The following is a 20,858-nucleotide window of genomic DNA, read 5'->3' as shown; positions in this document are numbered from 1 at the left end:
ATCTGTGTCGTTCGAAGCATTGCGTACAAACGGAGCCCTGTGGGAGCAAGGCTTGCCCGCGATGGCGTATGCTCAGGCGCCGGAAATGCTGGATTCCACCAACACTTTCAACGCCGCCTTACGCTCCTCAACCGGCAACGCCCCCACCCTCTCGACCTGCGCGTAAAACCTCACCCAATCCCCTCCCACCTGTTTAAACAGCGCCGAAAACGCCGGCACCCACTGGTCATAAAGCCCGAATGGCAGCAGCCGCGCATTGTTCATCGGTGCATTGATCCAGGCGTCGTAACCTTTGTCTCCCGCCCATTGGTTGTCACGCAAATGTCGGTACTCGACGCGCAGACGCTCGAATTCCGCAGCCTTGCGCTGGCGCATTTGCTCGGGCGGCAGTGGCAGGGTGTAAAGCTTTTCGAGGCGGGCACGGGTGTTCAGCACCAGTTGAATGAACTGATCCCGTTGTTGCGCCTGCTTCCCGTTGTCTGGCGGCAGGCTCCGGTAAGCACGCCATTGGCGGGTGCCTTCCTGCTCGACGAAGGTGGCGAATGATTCGTTGAACTCAGTGTCGTCCTTCACATACACACGCTGATGCGCCAGTTCATGAAAAATCAGCGTGGCCAGGCGTTCATCGCCCCAGCCCATCATCGAGCTGATGATCGGATCGCTGAACCAGCCCAGCGTCGAATAGGCCTCGACACCACCGATTGACACGTCCATGCCCTGCAGACGTTGCAGCGCCGCCTCACCGCGAGCTGCACTCTGGCTGTAGTAACCGCGATACGCCACACAGCCCGCGACAGGGAAGCAATGGTTCTGTGGCTTCAAGGAAAACTCCGGCGTGACAAACACGTTCCAGACGACATAGGACCGGCCGATGTCTGCGTACAACCGGTAACTTTGATTGTCCGGCAAATGCAGCTGTAGGCTGGCAAACGACCGGGCCTTTTGTGATTGGGCCAGGTGCGCTCGCAGTTTCTGATCGCGGTTGGGGTCGGCAATGACACTGGAAACCGGTTCCCGCGCACGCAGCAATTGCCATTGGCCACTGGCCAATTGGCTGTAGTAGCCGACGCTGGAACAACCGTTGAGCAACAAAAGCAGCACACCCGGAAACAAAATGCGTAAAACGCGATCAAGTAACCCAAGGCTTGGACACGGCCTGATCAAAATAAAAAATTCCCTGGAAAGTCTGTTCGCAAGACTATCCCGCCTGACTGGAGCTCCGCTATGCGCAAGTTGATGCTGACGGGAGGCCTGCTATTGCTGGCCGGTTGTGCTGGTTTCGGAATACCTCGCCATGATCCGACGCAGGCATGGATCGCACTGGAGTCGCATCAGGAAGACACCGCCCTGCAAGCACTAAAGGTGGATAACCAGGCGACCGACGACAAACGCTATTTTCAGGTGCAGCCCGGCAGTCATGAGTTGACGGTTCGCTACCAGTTCCCGGTCCAGGCCACCGATATCGGTCCGGGCGCCGGACCGCTGTGGCGCGATTGCCAGATGAATGTGAAATTCAGCGGTTTCAACGCCGGGGAGCGTTATGAGTTGCACGCCGGGAATATCGGGTTTCGGCCATGGGCCAAACTTTACGATCAGCAGCGAAAAGTGATTGGCAAAGGCACACCGGCGGGCTGCCAACACACCTGATCGGCGCTATTCTGAATACCCTTACCTTGGGACATTCATCATGCGCAGGTTGATGCTGTTAATGGTCGCTAGTGCAATTGTGGGCTGTTCGACCCCCCCGCTGCCGGCGGCCAATCCACAAATGGCGTGGGTCGACTTCTCTACGCCATTTCCCAACGATAAATTGCTCATGGCCGAGCGACTGGATAATCAGCGCTTGCGCGACGGGCGGTTTTTCCAGGTCAGTCCCGGTCGCCACGAATTGACTGTTCGCTTCGATTTCGAGGTGCCCAGCGGAGGAGGCATGGACATGTTCGGCGGTGGCAGGGAACGGCTGTGTTACTTGATCATCAAGTACGATCATTTCGAAGCCGGTCAGCGTTATCTGCTGCAAGCCCGCTCCATGGCGTTCACCCCGGAAGCCCGCCTGTATAACGCCAAACGTGAAATCGTCGCCGAAGATAGTCAGGCCAACTGTATTAATTAAAGCCTGTCAGCGGTCGTTCTTTTGGTAGATGATTTTTTTGGTGCCGTTTTCGCACGAGCCCACGACCATGTTCTGATCATGCACTTCGTCATTGGTGACGATTTCCAGGGTGTAGGACGTGACCCCTCGGGCCTGGATCTTGGCTTCGATTTCGGCCTTGAGTTCTTCACAGGGTTTCGGTGCCGCCAAGGCCGAGGTGGCCAGTGCGCAACAGATAACCGTCAAGGCAAAACGTTTCATGGTTGAAGCTCCGTTGAGGCAGCACGCAGGAATCTGCGTTTTGGCTGCTGTCATTTATTCGACCACAGTTTTATGAGCCTTGTTTTGTTTCAAGGCAAAAAAGATCGCAGCCTTCGGCGGCTCCTACATCGAAATTCGATCCCATGCAGGAGCTGCCGAAGGCTGCGATCTTTTGATTTCAACGCTTAATTGATCAACGTCGCATTCAGACTGATTTTCGCATTTAGCACTTTGGAAACCGGGCAGCCTTCTTTGGCCTTATTGCTCAGTTCCTCGAATTGCGCCTGGCTGGCGCCGGGGATTTTCGCCTTGAGGATCAGTTTCACCGCCGTGATCGCAAAACCGCCCTCCACCTGGTCCAGGGTCACTTCTGCCTGGGTATCGATGCTGTCGGCCTTGAGGCCGGCATCACCGAGAATCATGGAAAAGGCCATGGAGAAACAACCGGCATGGGCCGCGCCGATCAGCTCCTCCGGATTGGTGCCCTTGCCGCCTTCGAAACGTGCCTTGAAGCCGTAGGGTGCCTCCCTGAGTACGCCGGTTTCTGTGGAAATCGAGCCGATGCCGGTTTTCAGATCACCTTCCCAATGAGCCGATGCCTTTTTAATGATAGCCATGCCTGTCTCCTCAAGATTCGGCGCGAAGCGTTGCGCCTATGGGGTTTCGGTTGCTCGTTTTGGTATCTAGGGTTCTGAGGATAGTCCGGGACGCAAAGTTCACTTCATCCGATTGACCTACGTTTTTAGTAGGAAATTTTCCCGGTGCTATTGAAACTCGGGTATATGCCCACATTGCATGAAACACGCTTTTGGATTCGGCAGGTTTTCGTTCGCAAGAAAAAACCTGCGCCCTCAATTGGAGAAGCAGGTTCATGAAACGACTGTCCGATATCAAGTTCTCGACCCTAGATCTGGTGCCTGTGCGGGAAAATGGCAGCGCGGCTCAATCGCTGCGCAACTCGCTGGACCTGGCGCAGCACGTCGAGAAATTCGGCTACAACCGGTTTTGGGTCGCTGAACACCACAACATGGACGGCATCGCCAGTTCCGCGACTTCGGTACTGCTGGGCTACCTGGCGGGTGGCACGTCGACCATTCGCGTGGGTTCGGGTGGGGTGATGTTGCCCAATCACGCGCCGCTGGTGATCGCCGAGCAGTTCGGTACCCTTGAAAGCCTGTACCCAGGGCGCATCGACCTGGGACTCGGTCGCGCCCCGGGGTCCGATCAGATGACGGCCCGTGCGCTGCGCCGCGAGCGCTCCGGCAGCGCCGACGACTTCCCGGAAGATGTGGCCGAACTGGTGCGTTATCTCGGCCCGCGCACGCCGGAGCAGCGCGTCATCGCGATGCCGGGCACCGGTACCAATGTGCCGATCTGGCTGCTGGGTTCAAGCTTGTTCAGTGCGCAACTGGCAGGTGAACGGGGTTTGCCCTACGCCTTCGCTTCACATTTCGCACCGCGCTTCATGCACGAGGCGATTCGCGTCTACCGCAATCACTTCAAGCCTTCGGCGGTGCTGGACAAGCCCTACGTAATGCTCGGTGTGCCACTGGTGGCCGCCGACACCGATGAGCGGGCCGACTATCTGGCGACTTCAGTGTTCCAGCGCATACTCGCGCTGATGCGCGGCCAAAGCCTGGTGCAGCGCCCGCCGGTGAAATCCATGGATGGGCTGTGGCTGCCCCATGAGAGGGAGGCTGTCATGGACTTCCTGGGGCTGGCGATGATCGGCGGCCCGCAGAAAATTCGAGCCAAACTGGACGTGCTGATCGAGCAGACTCAGGCTGATGAGCTGATATTTACCTGCGACCTTTACGAGCATGCTGATCGTCTGCATTCCTACGAGCTGCTGGCGCAGGTCATGAAAGGCTGACATTTGTGCACGGTGTTTTTCTGTAGGAGCTGGCTTGCCAGCGAAGGCGGCGCATCTGAAGCACCGCGTTGTTTTTTTCGCCAGCAAGCCAGCTCCTACGGTCCTTAAATTACCGCTTATAGACGATTTCCTTGGTGCCCTTCTCACAGGTGCCGACGACCTTTCCGCCAGCCGCAGAGCCTTTATCGACAATTTCCAGCGAATAACCGGACACGCCTTTGGCATCAAGCTTTGCTGCAATCTCGGCTTTCAGTTCTTCGCAGGATTTGACATCAGCCAAGGCTGTCCCCACCAGACTCAACAAACCTGCCGCCAAAATAAACTTCTTCATCAGTCGCATTCTCTGGTCGGATCAAAAAGGAGCACCCAGCTTTTGGCCAGATTTAGTTATGTAGCGCCTTGCCATTCCCTATGGCACTCGGCCAGCGCGTATTCCAAGAAGGCTAGACTATTGTCAGCTGCTGGCAATCCGGAATCCGACCTTTAGCGTTACCTGAAAGTGCGCAGCCTTGCCGTCCTTGATGTGCCCGCGGGTTTCGGTCACTTCAAACCACTCCATGTACTTGAGACTTTTACTGGCCTCGGCCAGTGCGTTGTTGATCGCGTCTTCGATGCTGCTGGTGGACGAGCCAACCAGTTCGACTTTCTTGTAGGTGTGATGGTCAGTCATGGCGTTCTCCTTAGGGTGTGAAATACAGCCTAGCAGTGATTTTCGTCTTACTTCTGTCGGTCGGTCCGACAGGCAAGTTCACATTTACTGCACTTTCTCGACCCCTTGAAGTCCCAACCAACACACGCCACTCATCAACAATGCAGGAGAGCCACCATGGCTAACAGCTCGTTACGTAAAGCCTCATTGCAAAGCATGGAAGCGGAGATCGAGAGTCTGCTCAAATCCTTGGAAAGCCTGAAGGACGACGCCTCGGACGAGTCGCGTAAAACCCTCAAGGTGCTCAAGGGCAACGCCGAGAACGCGCTGAGACATTCGCGTCATCTGCTCTCCGATGCGTATGAGGAGGTTAAAGTGAAAACCCGTGAGACCGGGATTGCCACCCGGGACTACGCCCAGGAACACCCTTGGACGACAGCCGGTGTCGCCGTGGGTGCATTGGGTCTGCTGGCTGCCTACTTGCTGATCAAGCGCGGTGACTGATCCGTCTGGCGCAGCTCGTTCTTGAGCCATTGCGCCAGTTGTAGGGCGCGCCCGTCCGCGGCGCGCTTGGGCAGCCACAGCGCCAGTTGCGCCGGGGTTTCGCTGAAGCCCCAAGGCGCAACGAGTCGCCCCGCCTTCAAGTCTTCGGCCACTAGCGGCTCGGGGGCAATCGCCACGCCCAGCCCGGCCACGGCGGCCTCCAGCAAGTAATACAAATGTTCGAAACCCTGACCGTACTTCAGCGCATTGGCGTCGAGGCCGATTTGCTGCGCCCAGCTGGGCCAGGCTTGCGGCCGCGAGGTGGTATGCAGCACTGATTCATTGAGCAGGGCTGTGGCCGGCGCGGCTTTGAGCTTATCGAAGCCGACGAATCGAGGACTCATTACCGGGCCGATCCGCTCACTGGCGAGCTCGAACACTTGCATATCCGCCGGCCAGGGCGGCTCGGCAAACACCAGCAAGGCATCCAGGCCGGGGCGACGGGGATCGAGATCGCCTTCGCCGGCGGATAGGTGCAGGCGCAGGTCCGGCAGATCGGCGTTCAGCCGTCCCAGGCGCGGAATGAACCAGCGTGCCAGCAGGCTTCCCGAGCAGCCGAGCACAAAAGGCGCATCGGCGGTGCTCTGGGTGAGTTCGGCACATACGGTGCGCAGGCGCTCGAAGGCTTCAGCGCTGGCATCGCGTAAACGAATGCCGGCATCTGTGAGTTTCAGGCCGCGACCATCCTTGGTGAACAGACTCACCCCGAGGTGTTCTTCCAGCACCTTAAGCTGCCGGCTGACCGCGCCATGGGTAACGTGCAGCTGTTCCGCCGCCTGACTGACGCTGTTCAGGCGGGCGGTGGCTTCAAAGGCGCGCAGGGCATTCAGAGGTGGCAGGTCGTGGCTCATGGTATCTGTGAGTTTTCCTGACAGGTGGTGGCGATCTTATCGGTTTTCAGGGCGCAGTGTGAGAGGTAGAGTTAAGCCCATTGTCATATCACGCATTCAATTGGAGCGCCCCATGACCCAGACTAATCTGCGCAACGGCCCTGACGCCAACGGCCTGTTTGGCGCGTTCGGCGGCCGTTACGTCGCTGAAACCCTGATGCCGCTGGTCCTCGATCTGGCTCGCGAATACGAGGCGGCAAAGGACGATCCTGCATTCAAGGAAGAATTGGCCTACTTCCAGCGCGACTACGTCGGTCGTCCGAGCCCGCTTTATTTCGCCGAGCGCCTGACCGAGTTCTGTGGCGGTGCGAAGATTTATCTCAAGCGTGAAGAGCTGAACCACACCGGCGCGCACAAGATCAACAACTGCATCGGCCAGATCCTGCTGGCGCGGCGCATGGGCAAGAAGCGCATCATCGCCGAGACCGGCGCCGGCATGCACGGTGTGGCGACCGCTACCGTGGCCGCGCGTTTTGGCCTGGACTGCGTCATCTACATGGGCACAACCGACATCGAACGTCAGCAGGCCAACGTGTTCCGCATGAAGCTGTTGGGCGCCGAAGTGATTCCGGTCGTGGCCGGCACCGGCACCCTCAAGGACGCGATGAACGAAGCCTTGCGTGACTGGGTGACCAACGTCGACAACACGTTCTATCTGATTGGCACCGTGGCCGGTCCGCACCCTTATCCAGCGATGGTCCGCGACTTCCAGGCTGTCATCGGCAAGGAAACCCGCGACCAGTTGCAAGCTCAGGAAGGCCGTCTGCCGGACAGCCTGGTGGCCTGTATCGGTGGCGGTTCCAACGCCATGGGCCTGTTCCACCCGTTCCTCGACGACAAGAGCGTGGAAATCATCGGCGTTGAAGCGGCCGGCTACGGCATCGAAACCGGCAAACACGCGGCCAGCCTGAACGGCGGCGTACCGGGTGTGCTGCACGGCAACCGCACCTTCCTGTTGCAGGACGAAGATGGCCAGATCATCGACGCCCACTCGATCTCCGCAGGTCTGGATTACCCGGGTATCGGCCCGGAACACGCCTGGTTGCATGACATCGGTCGTGTTCAGTACACCTCGGTGACTGACGACGAAGCGCTTGCCGCCTTCCACCAGTGCTGCCGCCTGGAAGGGATTATTCCGGCGCTGGAAAGCGCCCACGCCTTGGCTGAAGTGTTCAAGCGCGCACCGACGCTGCCGAAGGATCACCTGATGGTGGTCAACCTGTCCGGCCGTGGCGATAAAGACATGCAGACCGTGATGCACCACATGGAAAACTCTCAACAAGTGCAGCCACAGCAGGAGAAACACTGATGAGCCGCCTGCAAACGCGTTTTGCCGAACTCAAGGAACAGAACCGTGCCGCCCTGGTGACCTTCGTCACCGCTGGCGACCCGGGCTACGACACGTCCCTGGCGATCCTCAAAGGTTTGCCGGCCGCTGGCGCCGACGTGATCGAACTGGGCATGCCCTTCACCGATCCAATGGCCGACGGCCCGGCGATCCAGCTCGCCAACATTCGCGCCCTGGCTGCCAAGCAGAACCTGGCGAAAACCCTGGAAATGGTGCGTGAGTTCCGCAAGGACAACAACGAAACGCCGCTGGTGCTGATGGGCTACTTCAACCCGATCCACAAATACGGCGTACCGCGTTTCATCACCGATGCGAAAGAGGCCGGTGTCGATGGCCTGATCGTGGTGGACATGCCACCCGAGCACAACGGCGAACTGTGTGATCCGGCGCAGGCTGCCGGTCTGGACTTCATCCGCCTGACCACCCCGACCACCGACGATGTACGTTTGCCGACGGTACTCAACGGCAGCTCCGGCTTTGTGTACTACGTGTCCGTTGCCGGTGTGACCGGTGCCGGCGCGGCAACACTGGAGCACGTTGAAGAGGCGGTCGCTCGCCTGCGTCGCCATACCGATCTGCCGATCAGCATTGGGTTTGGTATTCGCACGCCGGAGCAAGCGGCGTCTATCGCACGTCTGGCCGATGGTGTGGTGGTGGGTTCGGCACTGATCGATCACATCGCCGATGCCTCGACACCGGATCAGGCGATCGATGGCGTGTTGAGTCTTTGCTCGGCATTGGCCGACGGCGTGCGTAAGGCTCGCGTGAGCTGAAGGTAAAGTTCCTGATACAGAGGAATTAGAGCCTTCCGACACAGACTAATCAGCAAGACCGAGGGCTTCAGGACTACGTTCTGAAGCCCTTTTTGCTGTGTGTGTTGTGAGGAAAACCTTGATGAAAATATCGAAGCGTCTGATTGCCGGCCTGGGCGTTCTGATGCTCAGCGCTACACCGTTTTTGCCTGTCAGCGCAGATCAGCACGATGATCACGGTCGTTACGATAATCATGGTGACTACCATGGCGATGAACATCACGACCATGACAACCATCGTGGTGGGCCTCCACCACGGGACTTCGGTCCGGTTCGCCAGACGATCCACGACAATCACGGCTACTTCGTTCGGGGCGCACCGCCACCACCCGGTGTCTACCTGGTGCGTGGTCGGCCGCTGCCCCGTGGCTATTACGGTGAGCGGCTGGATAATCGAGCATTGAGCCGGCTGCCGTATTACCCGGGTTACGAATGGCGCCGTGCCGGCGCAGACGTGGTACTGATTGCTGCGGGCACCGGGATTGTCTACGAGGTTCTGCAGGGGGTTCTGTACTGACGGATCATATTGGACCGAACCCTGAGCCCCTGTAGGAGCGAGCTTGCTCGCGATGGCGTTGTATCAGTCAACCCGGATGTTAAAGCTGATGGCCCTTTCGCGAGCAAGCTCGCTCCTACAGGTCGTGGGGTCAAGGTAGCTCTATCCCGCCCGACGCTTTGTGCAGTTTGCGCAAGTGCTCGCCAATCTGTTTGACGTTGGCCTCGTTGGCGGCCATTTCGGCGGCACGGCTCGGTTCCAGCAAGGCTCTCACTTCTTTATCCAGGGCCCCGGACAGCGCCAGGAGCTGCTTCTGGCGCTGGCTGCTTTCCGCTTCCAGATGCTGCCACTCGCTCGGTTGCGGCAAGCCATAACCGTTGGTGCCCAGCAGTTCCGCCGGCCGGCTGAGGAAGCCACTGTTGGCGAGAATGTCCTTGAGTGTCTCGTTGGCCTTGTCCATGCCGCCATTCTTCAGCTCTCGGGCGCCCAGATAACGCTGCTTCACTTCATCCTGGGCCAATAGCAACTGTCGACGGAAACTCGCTTGCTCCAGCAGAAGCAACGCTGCACTGGTGCGTAGATCGGCCTGCTCGAACCATTGCCGACGTTCCTGGGCTTTCAAGTCCAGCCAGTCTTCGACGGTTTCCTGTTTGATCGGCAATTGCTTTTTCAGTATTTCGAACATGGCCTGATAGCGATCGCGGAAGGAGTCGAAGCGATAACCGAGGCGCAAGGCCTCTCGCGGATCGTTCAGTACGCTGGTGTCCGCCAGCCCACGGCCCTTCAGCACCTCCAGCAAACCGTTGGGCATGATGTTGTCGAGTCCCACCAGTTGCGGGTTGTTGGTACCGCCGCGCAGTAATTTCAGTTCTTCCACTGCGCAGTTGTTGGACAGGAAGAAGTAGTTGCCGTCGTAGCTCCAGTGCATCTCGGCGGCGCGTTCCACCACGTCTTCAATTTCTTTGCGTGACAGGTTCAGGGGCACGGAGGCCAGGCTGCGCAGTTCGGTCTTGGTGTATTCGTCGATGACCTGGGACAGCGGCAGGATAAACAGCCGCGACGGGTATTTACCGACCAGGCCATCCCAGCTCGACAGCTGTACGTCGCCGACGAAGGCACGGTAGGAAAGCACCAGATGCTGGTCCAGGTCCAGTCGACAATCCGGACCGCGTGGTCGCCCCGGTGCACAAATCACCAGGCGCAACATGCTGTGGCCCCAGCGACTGAACAGGTTCTGGTTGGCCTCGGCCAGCAGATAGTCAACGGCATAGACCCGCTCCGGATCGACCTGGCCCAAAGGTGTCTTGGCGAAGTCGTTGCCGGCATTGAGGAAAGCGAAGGTTTTGCCGCAGGCGTCTTTGGCGACGGGTGCCCAGCCGAAATGTTCCTTGTAGTAGCGGTACAGCGCCGGGCGGCGGCAGGCGTAGCTCGGGTCGAGGAGGAAATACTCCATATTGACCGCGACGAATTCCTTTGGGCTGCTGGTCTCGTAGATATCCGGACTGCGGGCAGTCTGGCGGTTGTGCTGTTCGCGTTCGCCGCGACGGCCCACGTATTGCTGCCAGCCGGCGAGGTCGAGCAGACGTGGGTCGTCGCTGAGGGTAAAGCGCCGATCGGACTGGCCGCGACATTGGTCGGGAATGCCAACCAGCCCTGAGCTGTTGCTGCGCTGGGTGCAGCGTTGGATCAGTTTGCGTTCTGCATCCGGCCACAAGCGCGCCCGATCGTAGATGTGTGTCAGTTCGTGCAACACCGTGGCCAGCAGTTCCAGGCGCACGGTGCCATGGGGGCGATGGGTTTTCCGGGTCGCGGCGCTGCCATCGGTGAGGCCGGCCAGCAGGTTGCGGTTGAGATCGAGCTCGGACACCGGTGACGCCTGGCCGTAGGCGTCGTGCGGCATGTCATCGGTCCAGCCGACGTCGATGCGCCGGTCCAGTTGCTCGATAAAGCGTGGCGGCAGTGCCTGCATGGCTTCATCGAGCAACACCTGGCTGGCTTGTTGTTGCGCGGGAGTTAGACCTTCGGTCTTGAGATGTAACTGAAGGCCTGCGTGGGCCGTGTTGCCAAGCAGCAACAGGGCCCCGGCCAGCAGCCAGGCGCCTGGACGCCTCACAGTGCGAGGATGGCTTCGGCGAGATCCTGATCACTGGCGTCACGGGCTTCCGGTACTCGGGTGCGCAGCAAGTCGAAAGCGGATTCCAGGTGAGCGCCACGAATATCGCCATTGCTGGCAACGAAACTGGCGGCGTCCTCCTGGGCTTCGCGCACGATTTTCGAATCGCGAATGGACGTGGTGGTGTCGGAGGTGAAATCGAGGGTGCGCTGGGTAGCACGGATCAGCATGTTACTGGTGGCAACCAGAGTATGTGCCTGGGCCACATCGGCTAACAGCAACAGGCCTAAGGTGGCAGCAATCAGCGGGTTACGCATGGAACGACTCCAGAAAAGCAGGGATAACTATTGGACGAGAATTGCTTGTGCCAGTTCAAGGTCGCTGGCATGAAGTTTTGCCTGGGTCCGGCGCAGATAACGCAGGGCCGACTCCAGTCGTGCGCCTCTCAGTTGGCCGTCACTGGCAATGAATGCCGCTGCATCATCCTGGGCGGCGAACAGCAGTTTATGGTCGAAGGGCGCGCTGGTCACCAAACTTGTGGCGTAACCGCTGGCAACGATGCCTTGGGTGGACAGGTTGAAGGCGTCATAAGCGTGGGCTGATCCACAGTAACCAAGGGTAAGCAGGACGGGAGCGATCAACAGATTTGAAGGAAAACGCATGAGACTCGACAGTTGAAAGTAAGCCCCAAGGCTAACGCAAGGTCCGACCTGGATCCAGCCACGAAACGCTGGGGCACGTCGGGCGCGCCCCTTGTCCGTGCAGCCGTTTAGATGGTCAGGATCGCTTGCGCCAGTTGTGCGTCGCTTGCGTTCAGTTGAGGTGCCCGGTGGCGAATGTGGTCGAGGGCGCTTTCGAGTTTCACGCCGCGGATGGAACCTTCGCTGGCGACGAAGCTGGCAGCGTCGTCACGGGCCGCGAGCACGATTTTGTCATCCTTGAACGACGACGAGACGACGTCGGTGGTCGCATCGGACGTGGCTTTGAGCGCGTTGACCACAGCGTCGGTGGTCACGATGAAGCTGGTTGCGCTGGCATTGGCAGCCACGGCAAACAGGGCAGCAGCACTGAGCAGACGAAGACGGGACATGGGTAACTCCTTTGGGTAAAACCGATTGAAAGGTGGCGCAGTGTCGAATGAGTCAAACGTTAGACACTCAATATTCGCCACGTTCTGAATGGATAGTAGGCCGGTGCGTATTACCGCGACAATCTGATCGTGTGAAGGATCATCTGGTGAAGCTTTTAACGAGTATGAGCCTATCGGTATAACTGTATAGGTCTGATTCATATTTTATCAAACTGTACTGATGCCACCTTTTTCTACCCCTTAAACGACAAAACCCGCCGTGGTTTCCCACGACGGGTCTTGTTTGTTCAATTCGGGTTGCTGGCGGCGGACCTTAAGGTCAAAGCCAGCGACGCTAACTTAGCGCCAGAACGGCTTGCTCAGCTCTTCGTAGCGTTGTGCTTCGCTAATCCCGGCGTCAGCCAGCAGACGCGAATCCAGACGAGCCAGTTGGTGGCGGCTGGAGATGCGGCGCTGCCACAGCATCAGGTTGGCGATAACGCGCAGAGGCATGGAAGCCTGGGTTTTTGCAGCGGTGTCTTCGAAGAACAGATCGGAACTGAGTGTACGTTCCATGGTTTTCATCCTTCCGCTTGTGGCGGGATTAGGTAGTGGTTTAACTGGTGCCCATGATCCTCTTGTTTGCCTAGTCTCTGTAGATACAGTTCATCTGTATTGTGAGGGCTCAGTTAACTGTTTATAGGGGGTGTACTGGTCAAAATTGAGGCAACTGTACCTATCTGCACCGTTGTAGTGCAATTTTGCGGATTTGATGTCGGTGTGTGGGGTGTTTCGGTAGGAAATGACCGGTACAGCAGTACAGTTTTTGACGGGATATGGCTTGGCAGCAGCAGGCTGACGAAACTGTGTTTTCGTCAGCTGCTATCTGTATCGATTACGAGGTGAGCATTCGCCCGGTTTCTTCCAGCTTGATGTGCCAACTCAGGGCATCGCGCAGGATGTGCGGCGTGTGTCCACCGAGGGCGCAGGCGGCAGTGAAGTAATCATTCAGTGCCTGGCGGTAGTCCGGGTGTACGCACTTGTCGATGATGATTCGGGCACGCTCCCGAGGCGCGAGGCCTCGCAAGTCTGCCAGGCCCACTTCGGTCACGAGGATGTCGACGTCATGTTCGGTATGGTCAACGTGGCTGACCATCGGTACCACGCTGGAGATCGCGCCGCCCTTGGCGATCGACTTGGTCACGAACACGGACAGGTGCGCGTTGCGCGCGAAGTCGCCCGAGCCACCGATACCGTTCATCATCCGCGTGCCGCAGACGTGAGTGGAGTTGACGTTGCCATAGATGTCGAACTCCAGCGCCGTGTTGATACCGATGATGCCCAGGCGACGCACGACTTCAGGGTGGTTGGAAATCTCCTGCGGGCGCAGGACCAGTTTGTCCTTGTAGCGCTCCAGGTTGCCGAACACGTCAGCATTGCGCCGGCTCGACAGGGTGATCGAACTGCCCGAAGCAAAGCTCAGCTTCCCGGCATCGATCAGGTCGAAGGTCGAGTCCTGCAGCACCTCGGAGTACATCGTCAGGTCTTCGAACGGCGAGTCGATCAGGCCACACATCACCGAGTTGGCGATGGTACCGATGCCGGCTTGCAACGGGCCGAGCTTGTTGGTCATGCGCCCGGCGGCCACTTCCTGTTTGAAGAAGTCGATCAGGTGGTCGGCAATGGCTTGGGTCTCGGCGTCCGGTGCCAGCACAGTAGAAGGTGAGTCAGCCTGGTTGGTGACCACGATGGCGACGATTTTTTCCGCTGGGATCGGGATGGCGGTGCTGCCAATGCGGTCGTCGACCTTGACCAATGGAATCGGGGTGCGGGTCGGGCGATAGGTCGGAATATAGATGTCGTGCAGGCCCTCGAGGTTCGGGTTGTGCGCCATGTTGATTTCGACAATCACATGCTTGGCGAAGATCGCGAAGCTGGCCGAGTTGCCCACCGAGGTGGTCGGCACGATATGGCCTTGCTCGGTGATGGCGACGGCTTCAATCACGGCAATGTCCGGCAACTTCAGTTGCTGGTTGCGCAATTGCTCCACGGTTTCCGACAAGTGCTGGTCGATGAACATGACTTCACCGGCGTTGATCGCCTTGCGCAGCGTGCTGTCGACCTGAAACGGCATGCGTCGCGACAGCACGCCGGCTTCGGTCAATTGCTTGTCCAGGTCATTGCCCAGGCTGGCGCCGGTCATGAGGCTGATCTTCAGTGGCGTGACCTTGGCGCGCTCGGCCAGCGCTTGAGGGACGGCCTTGGCTTCCCCGGCGCGTGTAAAGCCACTCATGCCGACGGTCATGCCGTCTTCAATCAGAGCGGCAGCGTCGGCAGCGCTCATCACTTTGTCCAACAACGAAGGCAGGCGAATACGGTCACGGTACATGGGTTTTTATCTCGGGCAACAGGTAGCAGGACGTGCAGTCTAGTGAATTGCGCCGACTTCTGTCCCGCTACCAAGGTCGCAATCGAGGCGTCTATTCCGGGCCTTTTAAGCAAAACACCGTTACCGGATCGGTAACAAAAGAATAGTTTGTCTGACGATTTGCGCAAACAAAAACGCCCTGACAAGTCAGGGCGTTCTGTGTGCCGTGCGGGGTTACTCGACAGCCTTGACCATGTCTTCGATGACCTTTTTAGCGTCACCGAACACCATCATGGTTTTGTCCAGGTAGAACAGTTCGTTGTCCAGGCCGGCATAGCCGCTGGCCATCGAACGCTTGTTGACGATGATGGTCTTGGCCTTGAACGCTTCGAGAATCGGCATGCCGGCAATCGGCGATTTCGGATCGTTCTTGGCGGCCGGGTTGACCACGTCGTTGGCGCCCAGCACCAGCACCACGTCGGCCTGGCCGAACTCGGAGTTGATGTCGTCCATCTCGAACACCTGGTCGTACGGCACTTCAGCCTCGGCCAGCAGTACGTTCATGTGCCCTGGCATACGACCGGCGACCGGGTGGATCGCGTACTTCACGGTCACACCGCGATGGGTCAGCTTCTCGGTCAATTCCTTCAGCGCATGTTGCGCCCGTGCTACCGCCAGGCCGTAACCCGGAACGATGATCACGGTGTCAGCGTTGGTCAGCAGGAAAGTCGCGTCGTCAGCCGAACCGGATTTCACTGGGCGGGCTTCTTTCGAGCCTGCAGGGCCGCCTGCGTCAGCCGTATTGCCGAAACCACCGAGCAATACGTTAAAGAAGGAGCGGTTCATCGCCTTGCACATGATGTACGAGAGAATCGCACCGGACGAACCCACCAGAGAGCCAGCGATGATCAGCATCGAGTTGTTCAGCGAGAAGCCGATACCCGCCGCTGCCCAGCCGGAATAGCTGTTGAGCATCGACACGACGACCGGCATGTCGGCACCACCAATCGGGATGATGATCAGCACGCCGAGCACGAAGGCCAGCGCCAGCATCACGCCGAAAGCGGTGTAGTCGCCGGTGAGCATGAAGGTCACGCCCAGTGCCAGCGTGGCCAGGCCCAGCAGCAGGTTGAGCTTGTGCTGGCCGGAGAACTGTACCGGTGCGCCCTGGAACAAGCGGAACTTGTACTTGCCCGCCAGTTTGCCGAAGGCAATGACGGAACCGGAGAAGGTGATTGCACCGATGGCGGCGCCGAGGAAGAGTTCCAGGCGGTTACCGGCCGGGATCGCGTCACCGAGTTGCTGGACGATGCCCAGCGACTGTGGCTCGACCACGGCGGCCACAGCGATGAATACCGCTGCCAGGCCGATCATGCTGTGCATGAAGGCGACCAGCTCAGGCATTTTGGTCATTTCAACGCGTTTTGCCATGATCGAGCCAGCAGTGCCGCCGATCAACAGGCCGACGATCACGTAGACGATACCGTCATGGGCCAGCTCGGCACCGAGTTTGTAGATCAGGCCGACGGTGGTGAGGATCGCCAGGCCCATACCGAGCATGCCGAACAGGTTGCCGCGACGTGACGTGGTTGGGTGCGAGAGGCCCTTGAGCGCCTGGATGAAGCAGACCGAGGCGATCAAATACAGGGATGTAACCAGATTCATGCTCATGCTTGCTGCACCTCAGCCTTGACTGCTTCGGCCTTGGCTGCCGGAGCTTTTGCTGGAGCCGCTTTCTTCTTGAACATTTCCAGCATGCGCCGGGTGACCAGGAAACCACCAAACACGTTGACGGCGGCCAGGGCCACGGCCAGGGTGCCCATGGTCTTGCCCAGCGGGGTTACGGTGAGGGCGGCGGCGAGCATGGCGCCGACGATTACGATGGCCGAGATGGCGTTGGTGACTGCCATCAGTGGTGTGTGCAGTGCAGGGGTCACGTTCCAGACCACGTGGTAGCCGACATAGATAGCCAGTACGAAGATGATCAGGTTGTAGATACCGTGAGAGATCAGCATGTCTTCCATTGTTTTTATCCTCAGCCGTTCTTGCGCACGATCTGGCCTTCGCGGCACATCAGGCACGCGGCGACGATATCGTCTTCAAGGTTGATCACCAGTTGTCCTTCTTTATCGAACAACAGTTTCATGAAGTCCAGCAGGTTGCGGGCATACAGTGCGGAGGCATCGGCTGCGACCGCGGCCGCCAGATTGGTCGGGCCGACGATGGTCACGCCGTTTTCGACAACCACCTGATCCGCCACGGTCAGCGGGCAGTTACCGCCCTGGGCTGCCGCGAGGTCGATGACCACCGATCCTGGCTTCATTTGCGCCACGGTTTCCGCGCTCAATAGCGTCGGCGCCTTGCGGCCCGGAATCAGTGCGGTAGTGATGACGATGTCAGCCTGCTTGGCACGTTCGTGCACGGCCACGGCCTGGCGCTGCATCCAGCTGGCAGGCATGGGGCGTGCGTAACCGCCGACACCGACCGCGCATTCACGCTCTTCATCGGTTTCGTAAGGCACATCGACGAACTTGGCGCCGAGGGATTCGATCTGCTCTTTAACCGCAGGGCGTACGTCGGACGCTTCGATCACCGCTCCCAGACGTTTCGCCGTGGCGATCGCCTGCAACCCGGCAACACCGGCGCCGAGAATCAGTACGCGCGCCGCTTTAACGGTGCCCGCAGCGGTCATCAGCATCGGCATGAAGCGCGGATAGTGGTGAGCCGCCAGCAACACAGCCTTATAGCCGGCGATGTTGGCCTGCGAGGACAGCACGTCCAGGCTCTGGGCACGGGAGGTGCGCGGCGCGGCTTCCAGCGCAAACGCGGTAATGCCGCACTCGGCCAGTTTGGCGATGGTTTCATTGCTGAACGGGTTGAGCATGCCCACCACAATCGTGCCGCGCTTGATCAGCGCGAGCTCGCTGTTGCTGGGTGCGACCACTTTGAGAATCAGCTCGGCGCCAAACGCATCACTGGCGCTGCCAATGGTTGCGCCTGCCGCTTCATAGGCACTGTCGATAACGCTGGCATTGATGCCGGCGCCGCTCTGAACAGTGACCTTATGGCCCTGGCCGATCAGCTTCTTAATGGTTTCGGGGGTAGCAGCAACCCGCGTTTCACCCGTCTGGGTTTCGAGAGGAACACCAATGTGCACGTCAAATCTCCTGCGTGATCTTATTAAGTAAACCCATGCACTACGGATGGTGCGGCTGGGGCGGCCGATCAGCACGGCCCCGCCAAATCAAGGCGGGGCGCGGCATTTTGCAGGCGAACTTTGTGCCCTTCAAGAGATTATGACGCGTGACGGAAAATTAACTACAAGTCACCCCGTGACCGAATGTCGCATCAATTCGGTTCAATCCCTTGTACAGCGTGCCTTTCAGACGATTTTGCCAAAATTCAGCAATTTTCACATCGGCCATATGAATGATGCTTTATTGCTACGAGATAGCGGCGCAAAGCCATGTGTTCAGGCGCTTGTGGAACGTTTGTACTGCTTTCTCGTACAGTCTTCGAATATGCGACAAATACTTATATCTGTAGGGTTTTTATTTTGCTGACTACGAGGTCAGCTAATGCTCGTAAGCCTTTATCCTTCTAGGCTGTAGCTGTGCGCCTGATTGACCAGCCAATCCCGAAAAGCCCGTAAAGACGCCGATTCGACCTTTCGCTCAGGAATCATCAGGTAGTAAGCCTTGATGCTGGAGAGTGCCTGAGGGTTGGCGATCACCAATCGTTTCTCGGCCAGTTCGCGCTGAATCAGAAACGGTGGAATCAAGGCGATGCCCATGTCGTGCATGGCCGCCTGGGCCAGCATGGAGAATAGCTCGTAGCGCGGTCCTGTCATGTCGCGAGGGACATTCAGTCGCTGAGAGTTAAACCAATGTCGCCAGGCATAGGGACGAGTGGTCTGCTGTAGCAGGGGTAACTCGGCGATTTCGCCGGCTGTCAGGAGGGTCTTTTTTCCCAGCAGGTTGGGACTGCACACGGGCAGCGGGTGTTCGCCCATCAATCGGTGGGATTCTGTGCCGGACCAGTCCGCATCGCCGAAGTAAATCGCCGCATCGAAGTCGGTATCGGCAAACAGGAACGGGCGCGTGCGGTTCGTCAGATTGACCGTCACCTCCGGGTGTTTTTGCTGGAAGTCCTTGAGTCGAGGCAACAGCCATTGAGTGCCGAAGGTCGGTACCACGGCCAGTTCGATCACGTTGGTTCCTTGTTGCCCCATCACGGACAGGGTGTCCCGCTCTACAGCGTCGAGTTGAGTGGCAACCCGACGGCTGTAGGAAAGTCCGGCTTCTGTCAGCTTCACTCCGCGCCGCGAGCGTCGGAACAATTCAACATTGAGGAACTCCTCAAGGCTGGCGATCTGTCGGCAAATCGCACCTTGGGTAAGCGACAACTCTTGTGCTGCCTTGGTAAAGCTCTCGTGTCGTGCGGCCGCCTCGAAGCTGATCAGGGCGGTTGTACTGGGTATCTTCCTGCGCATGTACGTCAACCTCACTAATACATCGCATTAATTGCGTTGTGCGACGTTTCGAAGTGAGAAATTAGCACAACAGTATGCGAAATCCTCGTTTGCCGGGACGACGAACCCGGCCTAGGATCAGTCCACGTTATTTGACCTGTTTCGAGAGGACACACTCATGGCCGGTAAAGCTAGCTTCAACTGGATCGATCCCCTGCTGCTGGATCAACAGCTCACCGAAGAGGAGCGCATGATCCGTGATACTGCTGCGCAGTTCGCCCAGCAGAGCCTTGCGCCGCGAATTCTCGAAGCGTTCCGTCATGAAAAAACCGATCCGGCCATCTTCCGCGAAATGGGCGAAGTGGGCCTGCTGGGTGCAACCATTCCCGAGCAGTACGGTGGCAGCGGCCTGAACTACGTCAGCTACGGCCTGATTGCCCGTGAAGTCGAGCGTATCGATTCCGGCTACCGCTCGATGATGAGTGTGCAGTCCTCGCTGGTAATGGTGCCGATCAATGAGTTCGGCACTGAAGCGCAGAAACAGAAGTACCTGCCAAAACTGGCGTCGGGTGAATGGATCGGCTGCTTTGGTCTTACCGAGCCTAACCACGGTTCCGACCCGGGCGCGATGATTACCCGTGCACGCAAAGTCGAAGGCGGCTACAGCCTGACCGGTAGCAAGATGTGGATCACCAACAGCCCGATCGCCGATGTGTTTGTGGTGTGGGGCAAGGACGACGCGGGCGACATCCGTGGCTTCGTTCTGGAAAAAGGCTGGAAAGGCCTGAGTGCTCCGGCGATTCACGGCAAGGTCGGCCTGCGGGCATCGATCACCGGCGAGATCGTCATGGACAACGTCTTTGTTCCGGAAGAGAACATCTTCCCGGATGTCCGCGGTCTGAAAGGTCCTTTCACCTGCCTCAACTCCGCGCGTTACGGCATTTCCTGGGGCGCTTTGGGTGCCGCAGAGTTCTGCTGGCACACCGCTCGCCAGTACACCCTGGATCGTCAGCAGTTCGGTCGTCCGTTGGCCGCCACTCAGTTGATCCAGAAGAAGCTGGCCGACATGCAGACCGAAATCACCATGGCGTTGCAAGGCTGCCTGCGTCTGGGGCGCATGAAGGATGAAGGTACCGCGGCGGTGGAAATCACTTCGATGATGAAGCGCAACTCCTGCGGCAAGTCCCTGGACATCGCGCGCATGGCCCGTGACATGTTGGGCGGCAACGGTATCTCCGACGAATTCGGTGTTGCTCGCCACCTGGTCAACCTGGAAGTGGTCAATACCTATGAAGGTACTCACGACGTGCATGCGCTGATCCTTGGTCGTGCGCAAACCGGCATCCAGGCGTTCTATTAATAGGAGAACGTCCATGGGCGCGCTTTCGCATCTACGGGTACTGGATTTATCGCGGGTGCTGGCCGGGCCTTGGTCCGGGCAAATCCTTGCCGACCTTGGCGCCGAGGTGATCAAGGTCGAGCGTCCGGGCAATGGCGATGACACGCGCGCCTGGGGTCCACCTTTCCTTAAAGACGCCTATGGCGAGAACACCAGCGAGGCCGCCTATTACTTGTCGGCCAACCGCAACAAGCAATCGGTGACCATCGACTTCACGCGCCCTGAGGGGCAGAAGTTGGTGCGTGATCTGGCGGCCAAGTCGGACATCCTGATCGAAAACTTCAAGGTCGGTGGCCTGGCCGCTTACGGGCTGGACTACGAATCGCTGAAGGCGATCAACCCGGACCTGATCTATTGCTCGATCACCGGGTTCGGTCAAACCGGTCCTTATGCCAAGCGCGCGGGTTATGACTTCATGATCCAGGGCTTGGGCGGCCTCATGAGCCTGACGGGGCGGCCTGAAGGGGATGAGGG

General features: G+C 58.6%; 25 protein-coding genes. 9 read left to right on the top strand and 16 right to left on the bottom strand.

What is annotated here, in order from left to right; translation table 11 throughout:
* Positions 1-72 precede the first annotated feature (72 nt).
* On the bottom strand, positions 73-1,164 hold the full coding sequence (locus GPL81_RS06270) for an aminopeptidase (protein WP_160105900.1): 1,092 nt from the start codon (positions 1,162-1,164) through the stop codon (positions 73-75).
* A 60-nt stretch (positions 1,165-1,224) separates the two neighbouring features.
* On the opposite strand from GPL81_RS06270, the gene GPL81_RS06265 reads away from it, so the two are divergent.
* Positions 1,225-1,647 carry a PA0061/PA0062 family lipoprotein gene (locus tag GPL81_RS06265; RefSeq protein WP_160105898.1) on the top strand — a complete coding sequence of 141 codons (423 nt, stop codon included), beginning with the start codon at positions 1,225-1,227 and terminating at the stop codon, positions 1,645-1,647.
* A 40-nt stretch (positions 1,648-1,687) separates the two neighbouring features.
* Positions 1,688-2,113: a PA0061/PA0062 family lipoprotein gene (locus GPL81_RS06260; protein ID WP_160105896.1), complete on the top strand. Its 426-nt coding sequence runs from the start codon at positions 1,688-1,690 to the stop codon at positions 2,111-2,113.
* Positions 2,114-2,119: 6 nt separating this feature from the next.
* Here GPL81_RS06260 and GPL81_RS06255 read toward each other — a convergent pair whose 3' ends face one another.
* Positions 2,120-2,353 (bottom strand): DUF1161 domain-containing protein, encoded by a 234-nt coding sequence (locus tag GPL81_RS06255; protein WP_095194445.1) that lies wholly within the window; start codon positions 2,351-2,353, stop codon positions 2,120-2,122.
* 185 nt (positions 2,354-2,538) lie between these two features.
* A complete protein-coding gene (locus GPL81_RS06250; protein ID WP_160105894.1) occupies positions 2,539-2,970 on the bottom strand; it encodes an OsmC family protein in 432 nt (143 codons plus the stop codon).
* A 254-nt stretch (positions 2,971-3,224) separates the two neighbouring features.
* Between GPL81_RS06250 and GPL81_RS06245 the strand changes: the two genes are divergently transcribed.
* Complete coding sequence (locus GPL81_RS06245) at positions 3,225-4,226, top strand: LLM class flavin-dependent oxidoreductase (protein WP_160105892.1); 1,002 nt, start codon at positions 3,225-3,227, stop codon at positions 4,224-4,226.
* A 109-nt stretch (positions 4,227-4,335) separates the two neighbouring features.
* On the opposite strand, the gene GPL81_RS06240 is transcribed toward GPL81_RS06245, so the two are convergent.
* Positions 4,336-4,557, bottom strand: a complete 222-nt coding sequence (locus GPL81_RS06240) for a DUF1161 domain-containing protein (protein WP_160105889.1) — start codon at positions 4,555-4,557, stop codon at positions 4,336-4,338.
* Between the two features lie 123 nt (positions 4,558-4,680).
* Positions 4,681-4,896, bottom strand: coding sequence for a dodecin (locus tag GPL81_RS06235; RefSeq protein ID WP_008027736.1), 216 nt, complete (start codon positions 4,894-4,896; stop codon positions 4,681-4,683).
* A gap of 156 nt (positions 4,897-5,052) precedes the next feature.
* Here GPL81_RS06235 and GPL81_RS06230 point away from each other — a divergent pair, with 156 nt between their 5' ends.
* Positions 5,053-5,379, top strand: a complete 327-nt coding sequence (locus tag GPL81_RS06230; RefSeq protein ID WP_096514037.1) for an ElaB/YgaM/YqjD family protein — start codon at positions 5,053-5,055, stop codon at positions 5,377-5,379.
* On the opposite strand, the gene GPL81_RS06225 is transcribed toward GPL81_RS06230, so the two are convergent.
* A complete protein-coding gene (locus GPL81_RS06225) occupies positions 5,352-6,269 on the bottom strand; it encodes a LysR family transcriptional regulator (RefSeq protein ID WP_160105887.1) in 918 nt (305 codons plus the stop codon). The genes GPL81_RS06230 and GPL81_RS06225 overlap by 28 nt on opposite strands.
* Positions 6,270-6,381: 112 nt before the next feature.
* Here GPL81_RS06225 and trpB point away from each other — a divergent pair, with 112 nt between their 5' ends.
* The 3 genes from trpB to GPL81_RS06210 all read left to right on the top strand — a co-directional run bounded on the left by trpB (position 6,382) and on the right by GPL81_RS06210 (position 8,985).
* Positions 6,382-7,617 (top strand): tryptophan synthase subunit beta, encoded by a 1,236-nt coding sequence (trpB, locus tag GPL81_RS06220; protein ID WP_160105885.1) that lies wholly within the window; start codon positions 6,382-6,384, stop codon positions 7,615-7,617.
* On the top strand, positions 7,617-8,429 hold the full coding sequence (gene trpA / locus GPL81_RS06215) for a tryptophan synthase subunit alpha (RefSeq protein ID WP_160105883.1): 813 nt from the start codon (positions 7,617-7,619) through the stop codon (positions 8,427-8,429). Before trpB ends, trpA begins: the two co-directional genes overlap by 1 nt.
* A gap of 121 nt (positions 8,430-8,550) precedes the next feature.
* Positions 8,551-8,985 carry an anti-virulence regulator CigR family protein gene (locus GPL81_RS06210; protein WP_160105881.1) on the top strand — a complete coding sequence of 145 codons (435 nt, stop codon included), beginning with the start codon at positions 8,551-8,553 and terminating at the stop codon, positions 8,983-8,985.
* A gap of 130 nt (positions 8,986-9,115) precedes the next feature.
* On the opposite strand, the gene GPL81_RS06205 is transcribed toward GPL81_RS06210, so the two are convergent.
* The 10 genes from GPL81_RS06205 to GPL81_RS06160 all read right to left on the bottom strand — a co-directional run bounded on the left by GPL81_RS06205 (position 9,116) and on the right by GPL81_RS06160 (position 19,006).
* Entirely contained in the window at positions 9,116-11,077 is a 1,962-nt protein-coding gene (locus GPL81_RS06205) for a DUF7844 domain-containing protein (protein WP_160105879.1), read from the bottom strand.
* Positions 11,074-11,394, bottom strand: a complete 321-nt coding sequence (locus GPL81_RS06200; RefSeq protein ID WP_160105877.1) for a DUF2388 domain-containing protein — start codon at positions 11,392-11,394, stop codon at positions 11,074-11,076. Before GPL81_RS06200 ends, GPL81_RS06205 begins: the two co-directional genes overlap by 4 nt.
* A 27-nt stretch (positions 11,395-11,421) precedes the next feature.
* On the bottom strand, positions 11,422-11,739 hold the full coding sequence (locus GPL81_RS06195; RefSeq protein WP_096514031.1) for a DUF2388 domain-containing protein: 318 nt from the start codon (positions 11,737-11,739) through the stop codon (positions 11,422-11,424).
* 107 nt (positions 11,740-11,846) lie between these two features.
* Positions 11,847-12,167: a DUF2388 domain-containing protein gene (locus GPL81_RS06190; protein ID WP_160105875.1), complete on the bottom strand. Its 321-nt coding sequence runs from the start codon at positions 12,165-12,167 to the stop codon at positions 11,847-11,849.
* 339 nt (positions 12,168-12,506) lie between these two features.
* A complete protein-coding gene (locus GPL81_RS06185) occupies positions 12,507-12,722 on the bottom strand; it encodes a DUF1127 domain-containing protein (RefSeq protein WP_007947887.1) in 216 nt (71 codons plus the stop codon).
* A gap of 319 nt (positions 12,723-13,041) precedes the next feature.
* A complete protein-coding gene (gene scpC, locus GPL81_RS06180; RefSeq protein ID WP_160105873.1) occupies positions 13,042-14,535 on the bottom strand; it encodes a succinyl-CoA:acetate CoA-transferase ScpC in 1,494 nt (497 codons plus the stop codon).
* A 213-nt stretch (positions 14,536-14,748) separates the two neighbouring features.
* Positions 14,749-16,185 (bottom strand): NAD(P)(+) transhydrogenase (Re/Si-specific) subunit beta, encoded by a 1,437-nt coding sequence (locus GPL81_RS06175; protein WP_160105872.1) that lies wholly within the window; start codon positions 16,183-16,185, stop codon positions 14,749-14,751.
* On the bottom strand, positions 16,182-16,538 hold the full coding sequence (locus tag GPL81_RS06170; protein ID WP_007992881.1) for an NAD(P) transhydrogenase subunit alpha part 2: 357 nt from the start codon (positions 16,536-16,538) through the stop codon (positions 16,182-16,184). The genes GPL81_RS06175 and GPL81_RS06170 overlap by 4 nt, the downstream gene beginning before the upstream one ends.
* Before the next feature lie 11 nt (positions 16,539-16,549).
* Positions 16,550-17,671: a Re/Si-specific NAD(P)(+) transhydrogenase subunit alpha gene (locus tag GPL81_RS06165; protein WP_160105870.1), complete on the bottom strand. Its 1,122-nt coding sequence runs from the start codon at positions 17,669-17,671 to the stop codon at positions 16,550-16,552.
* A gap of 435 nt (positions 17,672-18,106) precedes the next feature.
* Positions 18,107-19,006: a LysR family transcriptional regulator gene (locus GPL81_RS06160; RefSeq protein ID WP_160106072.1), complete on the bottom strand. Its 900-nt coding sequence runs from the start codon at positions 19,004-19,006 to the stop codon at positions 18,107-18,109.
* Positions 19,007-19,163: 157 nt separating this feature from the next.
* Between GPL81_RS06160 and GPL81_RS06155 the strand changes: the two genes are divergently transcribed.
* Positions 19,164-20,345: an acyl-CoA dehydrogenase gene (locus tag GPL81_RS06155; protein WP_077047085.1), complete on the top strand. Its 1,182-nt coding sequence runs from the start codon at positions 19,164-19,166 to the stop codon at positions 20,343-20,345.
* A gap of 13 nt (positions 20,346-20,358) precedes the next feature.
* Positions 20,359-20,858 (top strand): CaiB/BaiF CoA transferase family protein (locus GPL81_RS06150; RefSeq protein WP_178122572.1); only part of this gene is annotated, 500 nt, incomplete at its 3' end.

Source organism: Pseudomonas izuensis, from assembly GCF_009861505.1.
Lineage (GTDB): Bacteria > Pseudomonadota > Gammaproteobacteria > Pseudomonadales > Pseudomonadaceae > Aquipseudomonas > Aquipseudomonas izuensis.
Note: the sequence above shows the minus strand (reverse complement) of the source record. Positions and strands in the feature narration are given on the sequence as shown.

Coding starts and splice junctions, on each gene's coding strand:
- GPL81_RS06265 (WP_160105898.1), top strand. CDS start 1,225: ATGCGCAAGTTGATGCTGACGGGAGGCCTGCTATTGCTGGCCGGTTGT.
- GPL81_RS06260 (WP_160105896.1), top strand. CDS start 1,688: ATGCGCAGGTTGATGCTGTTAATGGTCGCTAGTGCAATTGTGGGCTGT.
- GPL81_RS06255 (WP_095194445.1), bottom strand. CDS start 2,353: ATGAAACGTTTTGCCTTGACGGTTATCTGTTGCGCACTGGCCACCTCG.
- GPL81_RS06250 (WP_160105894.1), bottom strand. CDS start 2,970: ATGGCTATCATTAAAAAGGCATCGGCTCATTGGGAAGGTGATCTGAAA.
- GPL81_RS06245 (WP_160105892.1), top strand. CDS start 3,225: ATGAAACGACTGTCCGATATCAAGTTCTCGACCCTAGATCTGGTGCCT.
- GPL81_RS06240 (WP_160105889.1), bottom strand. CDS start 4,557: ATGAAGAAGTTTATTTTGGCGGCAGGTTTGTTGAGTCTGGTGGGGACA.
- GPL81_RS06235 (WP_008027736.1), bottom strand. CDS start 4,896: ATGACTGACCATCACACCTACAAGAAAGTCGAACTGGTTGGCTCGTCC.
- GPL81_RS06230 (WP_096514037.1), top strand. CDS start 5,053: ATGGCTAACAGCTCGTTACGTAAAGCCTCATTGCAAAGCATGGAAGCG.
- GPL81_RS06225 (WP_160105887.1), bottom strand. CDS start 6,269: ATGAGCCACGACCTGCCACCTCTGAATGCCCTGCGCGCCTTTGAAGCC.
- trpB (WP_160105885.1), top strand. CDS start 6,382: ATGACCCAGACTAATCTGCGCAACGGCCCTGACGCCAACGGCCTGTTT.
- trpA (WP_160105883.1), top strand. CDS start 7,617: ATGAGCCGCCTGCAAACGCGTTTTGCCGAACTCAAGGAACAGAACCGT.
- GPL81_RS06210 (WP_160105881.1), top strand. CDS start 8,551: ATGAAAATATCGAAGCGTCTGATTGCCGGCCTGGGCGTTCTGATGCTC.
- GPL81_RS06200 (WP_160105877.1), bottom strand. CDS start 11,394: ATGCGTAACCCGCTGATTGCTGCCACCTTAGGCCTGTTGCTGTTAGCC.
- GPL81_RS06195 (WP_096514031.1), bottom strand. CDS start 11,739: ATGCGTTTTCCTTCAAATCTGTTGATCGCTCCCGTCCTGCTTACCCTT.
- GPL81_RS06190 (WP_160105875.1), bottom strand. CDS start 12,167: ATGTCCCGTCTTCGTCTGCTCAGTGCTGCTGCCCTGTTTGCCGTGGCT.
- GPL81_RS06185 (WP_007947887.1), bottom strand. CDS start 12,722: ATGGAACGTACACTCAGTTCCGATCTGTTCTTCGAAGACACCGCTGCA.
- scpC (WP_160105873.1), bottom strand. CDS start 14,535: ATGTACCGTGACCGTATTCGCCTGCCTTCGTTGTTGGACAAAGTGATG.
- GPL81_RS06175 (WP_160105872.1), bottom strand. CDS start 16,185: ATGAGCATGAATCTGGTTACATCCCTGTATTTGATCGCCTCGGTCTGC.
- GPL81_RS06170 (WP_007992881.1), bottom strand. CDS start 16,538: ATGGAAGACATGCTGATCTCTCACGGTATCTACAACCTGATCATCTTC.
- GPL81_RS06160 (WP_160106072.1), bottom strand. CDS start 19,006: ATGCGCAGGAAGATACCCAGTACAACCGCCCTGATCAGCTTCGAGGCG.
- GPL81_RS06155 (WP_077047085.1), top strand. CDS start 19,164: ATGGCCGGTAAAGCTAGCTTCAACTGGATCGATCCCCTGCTGCTGGAT.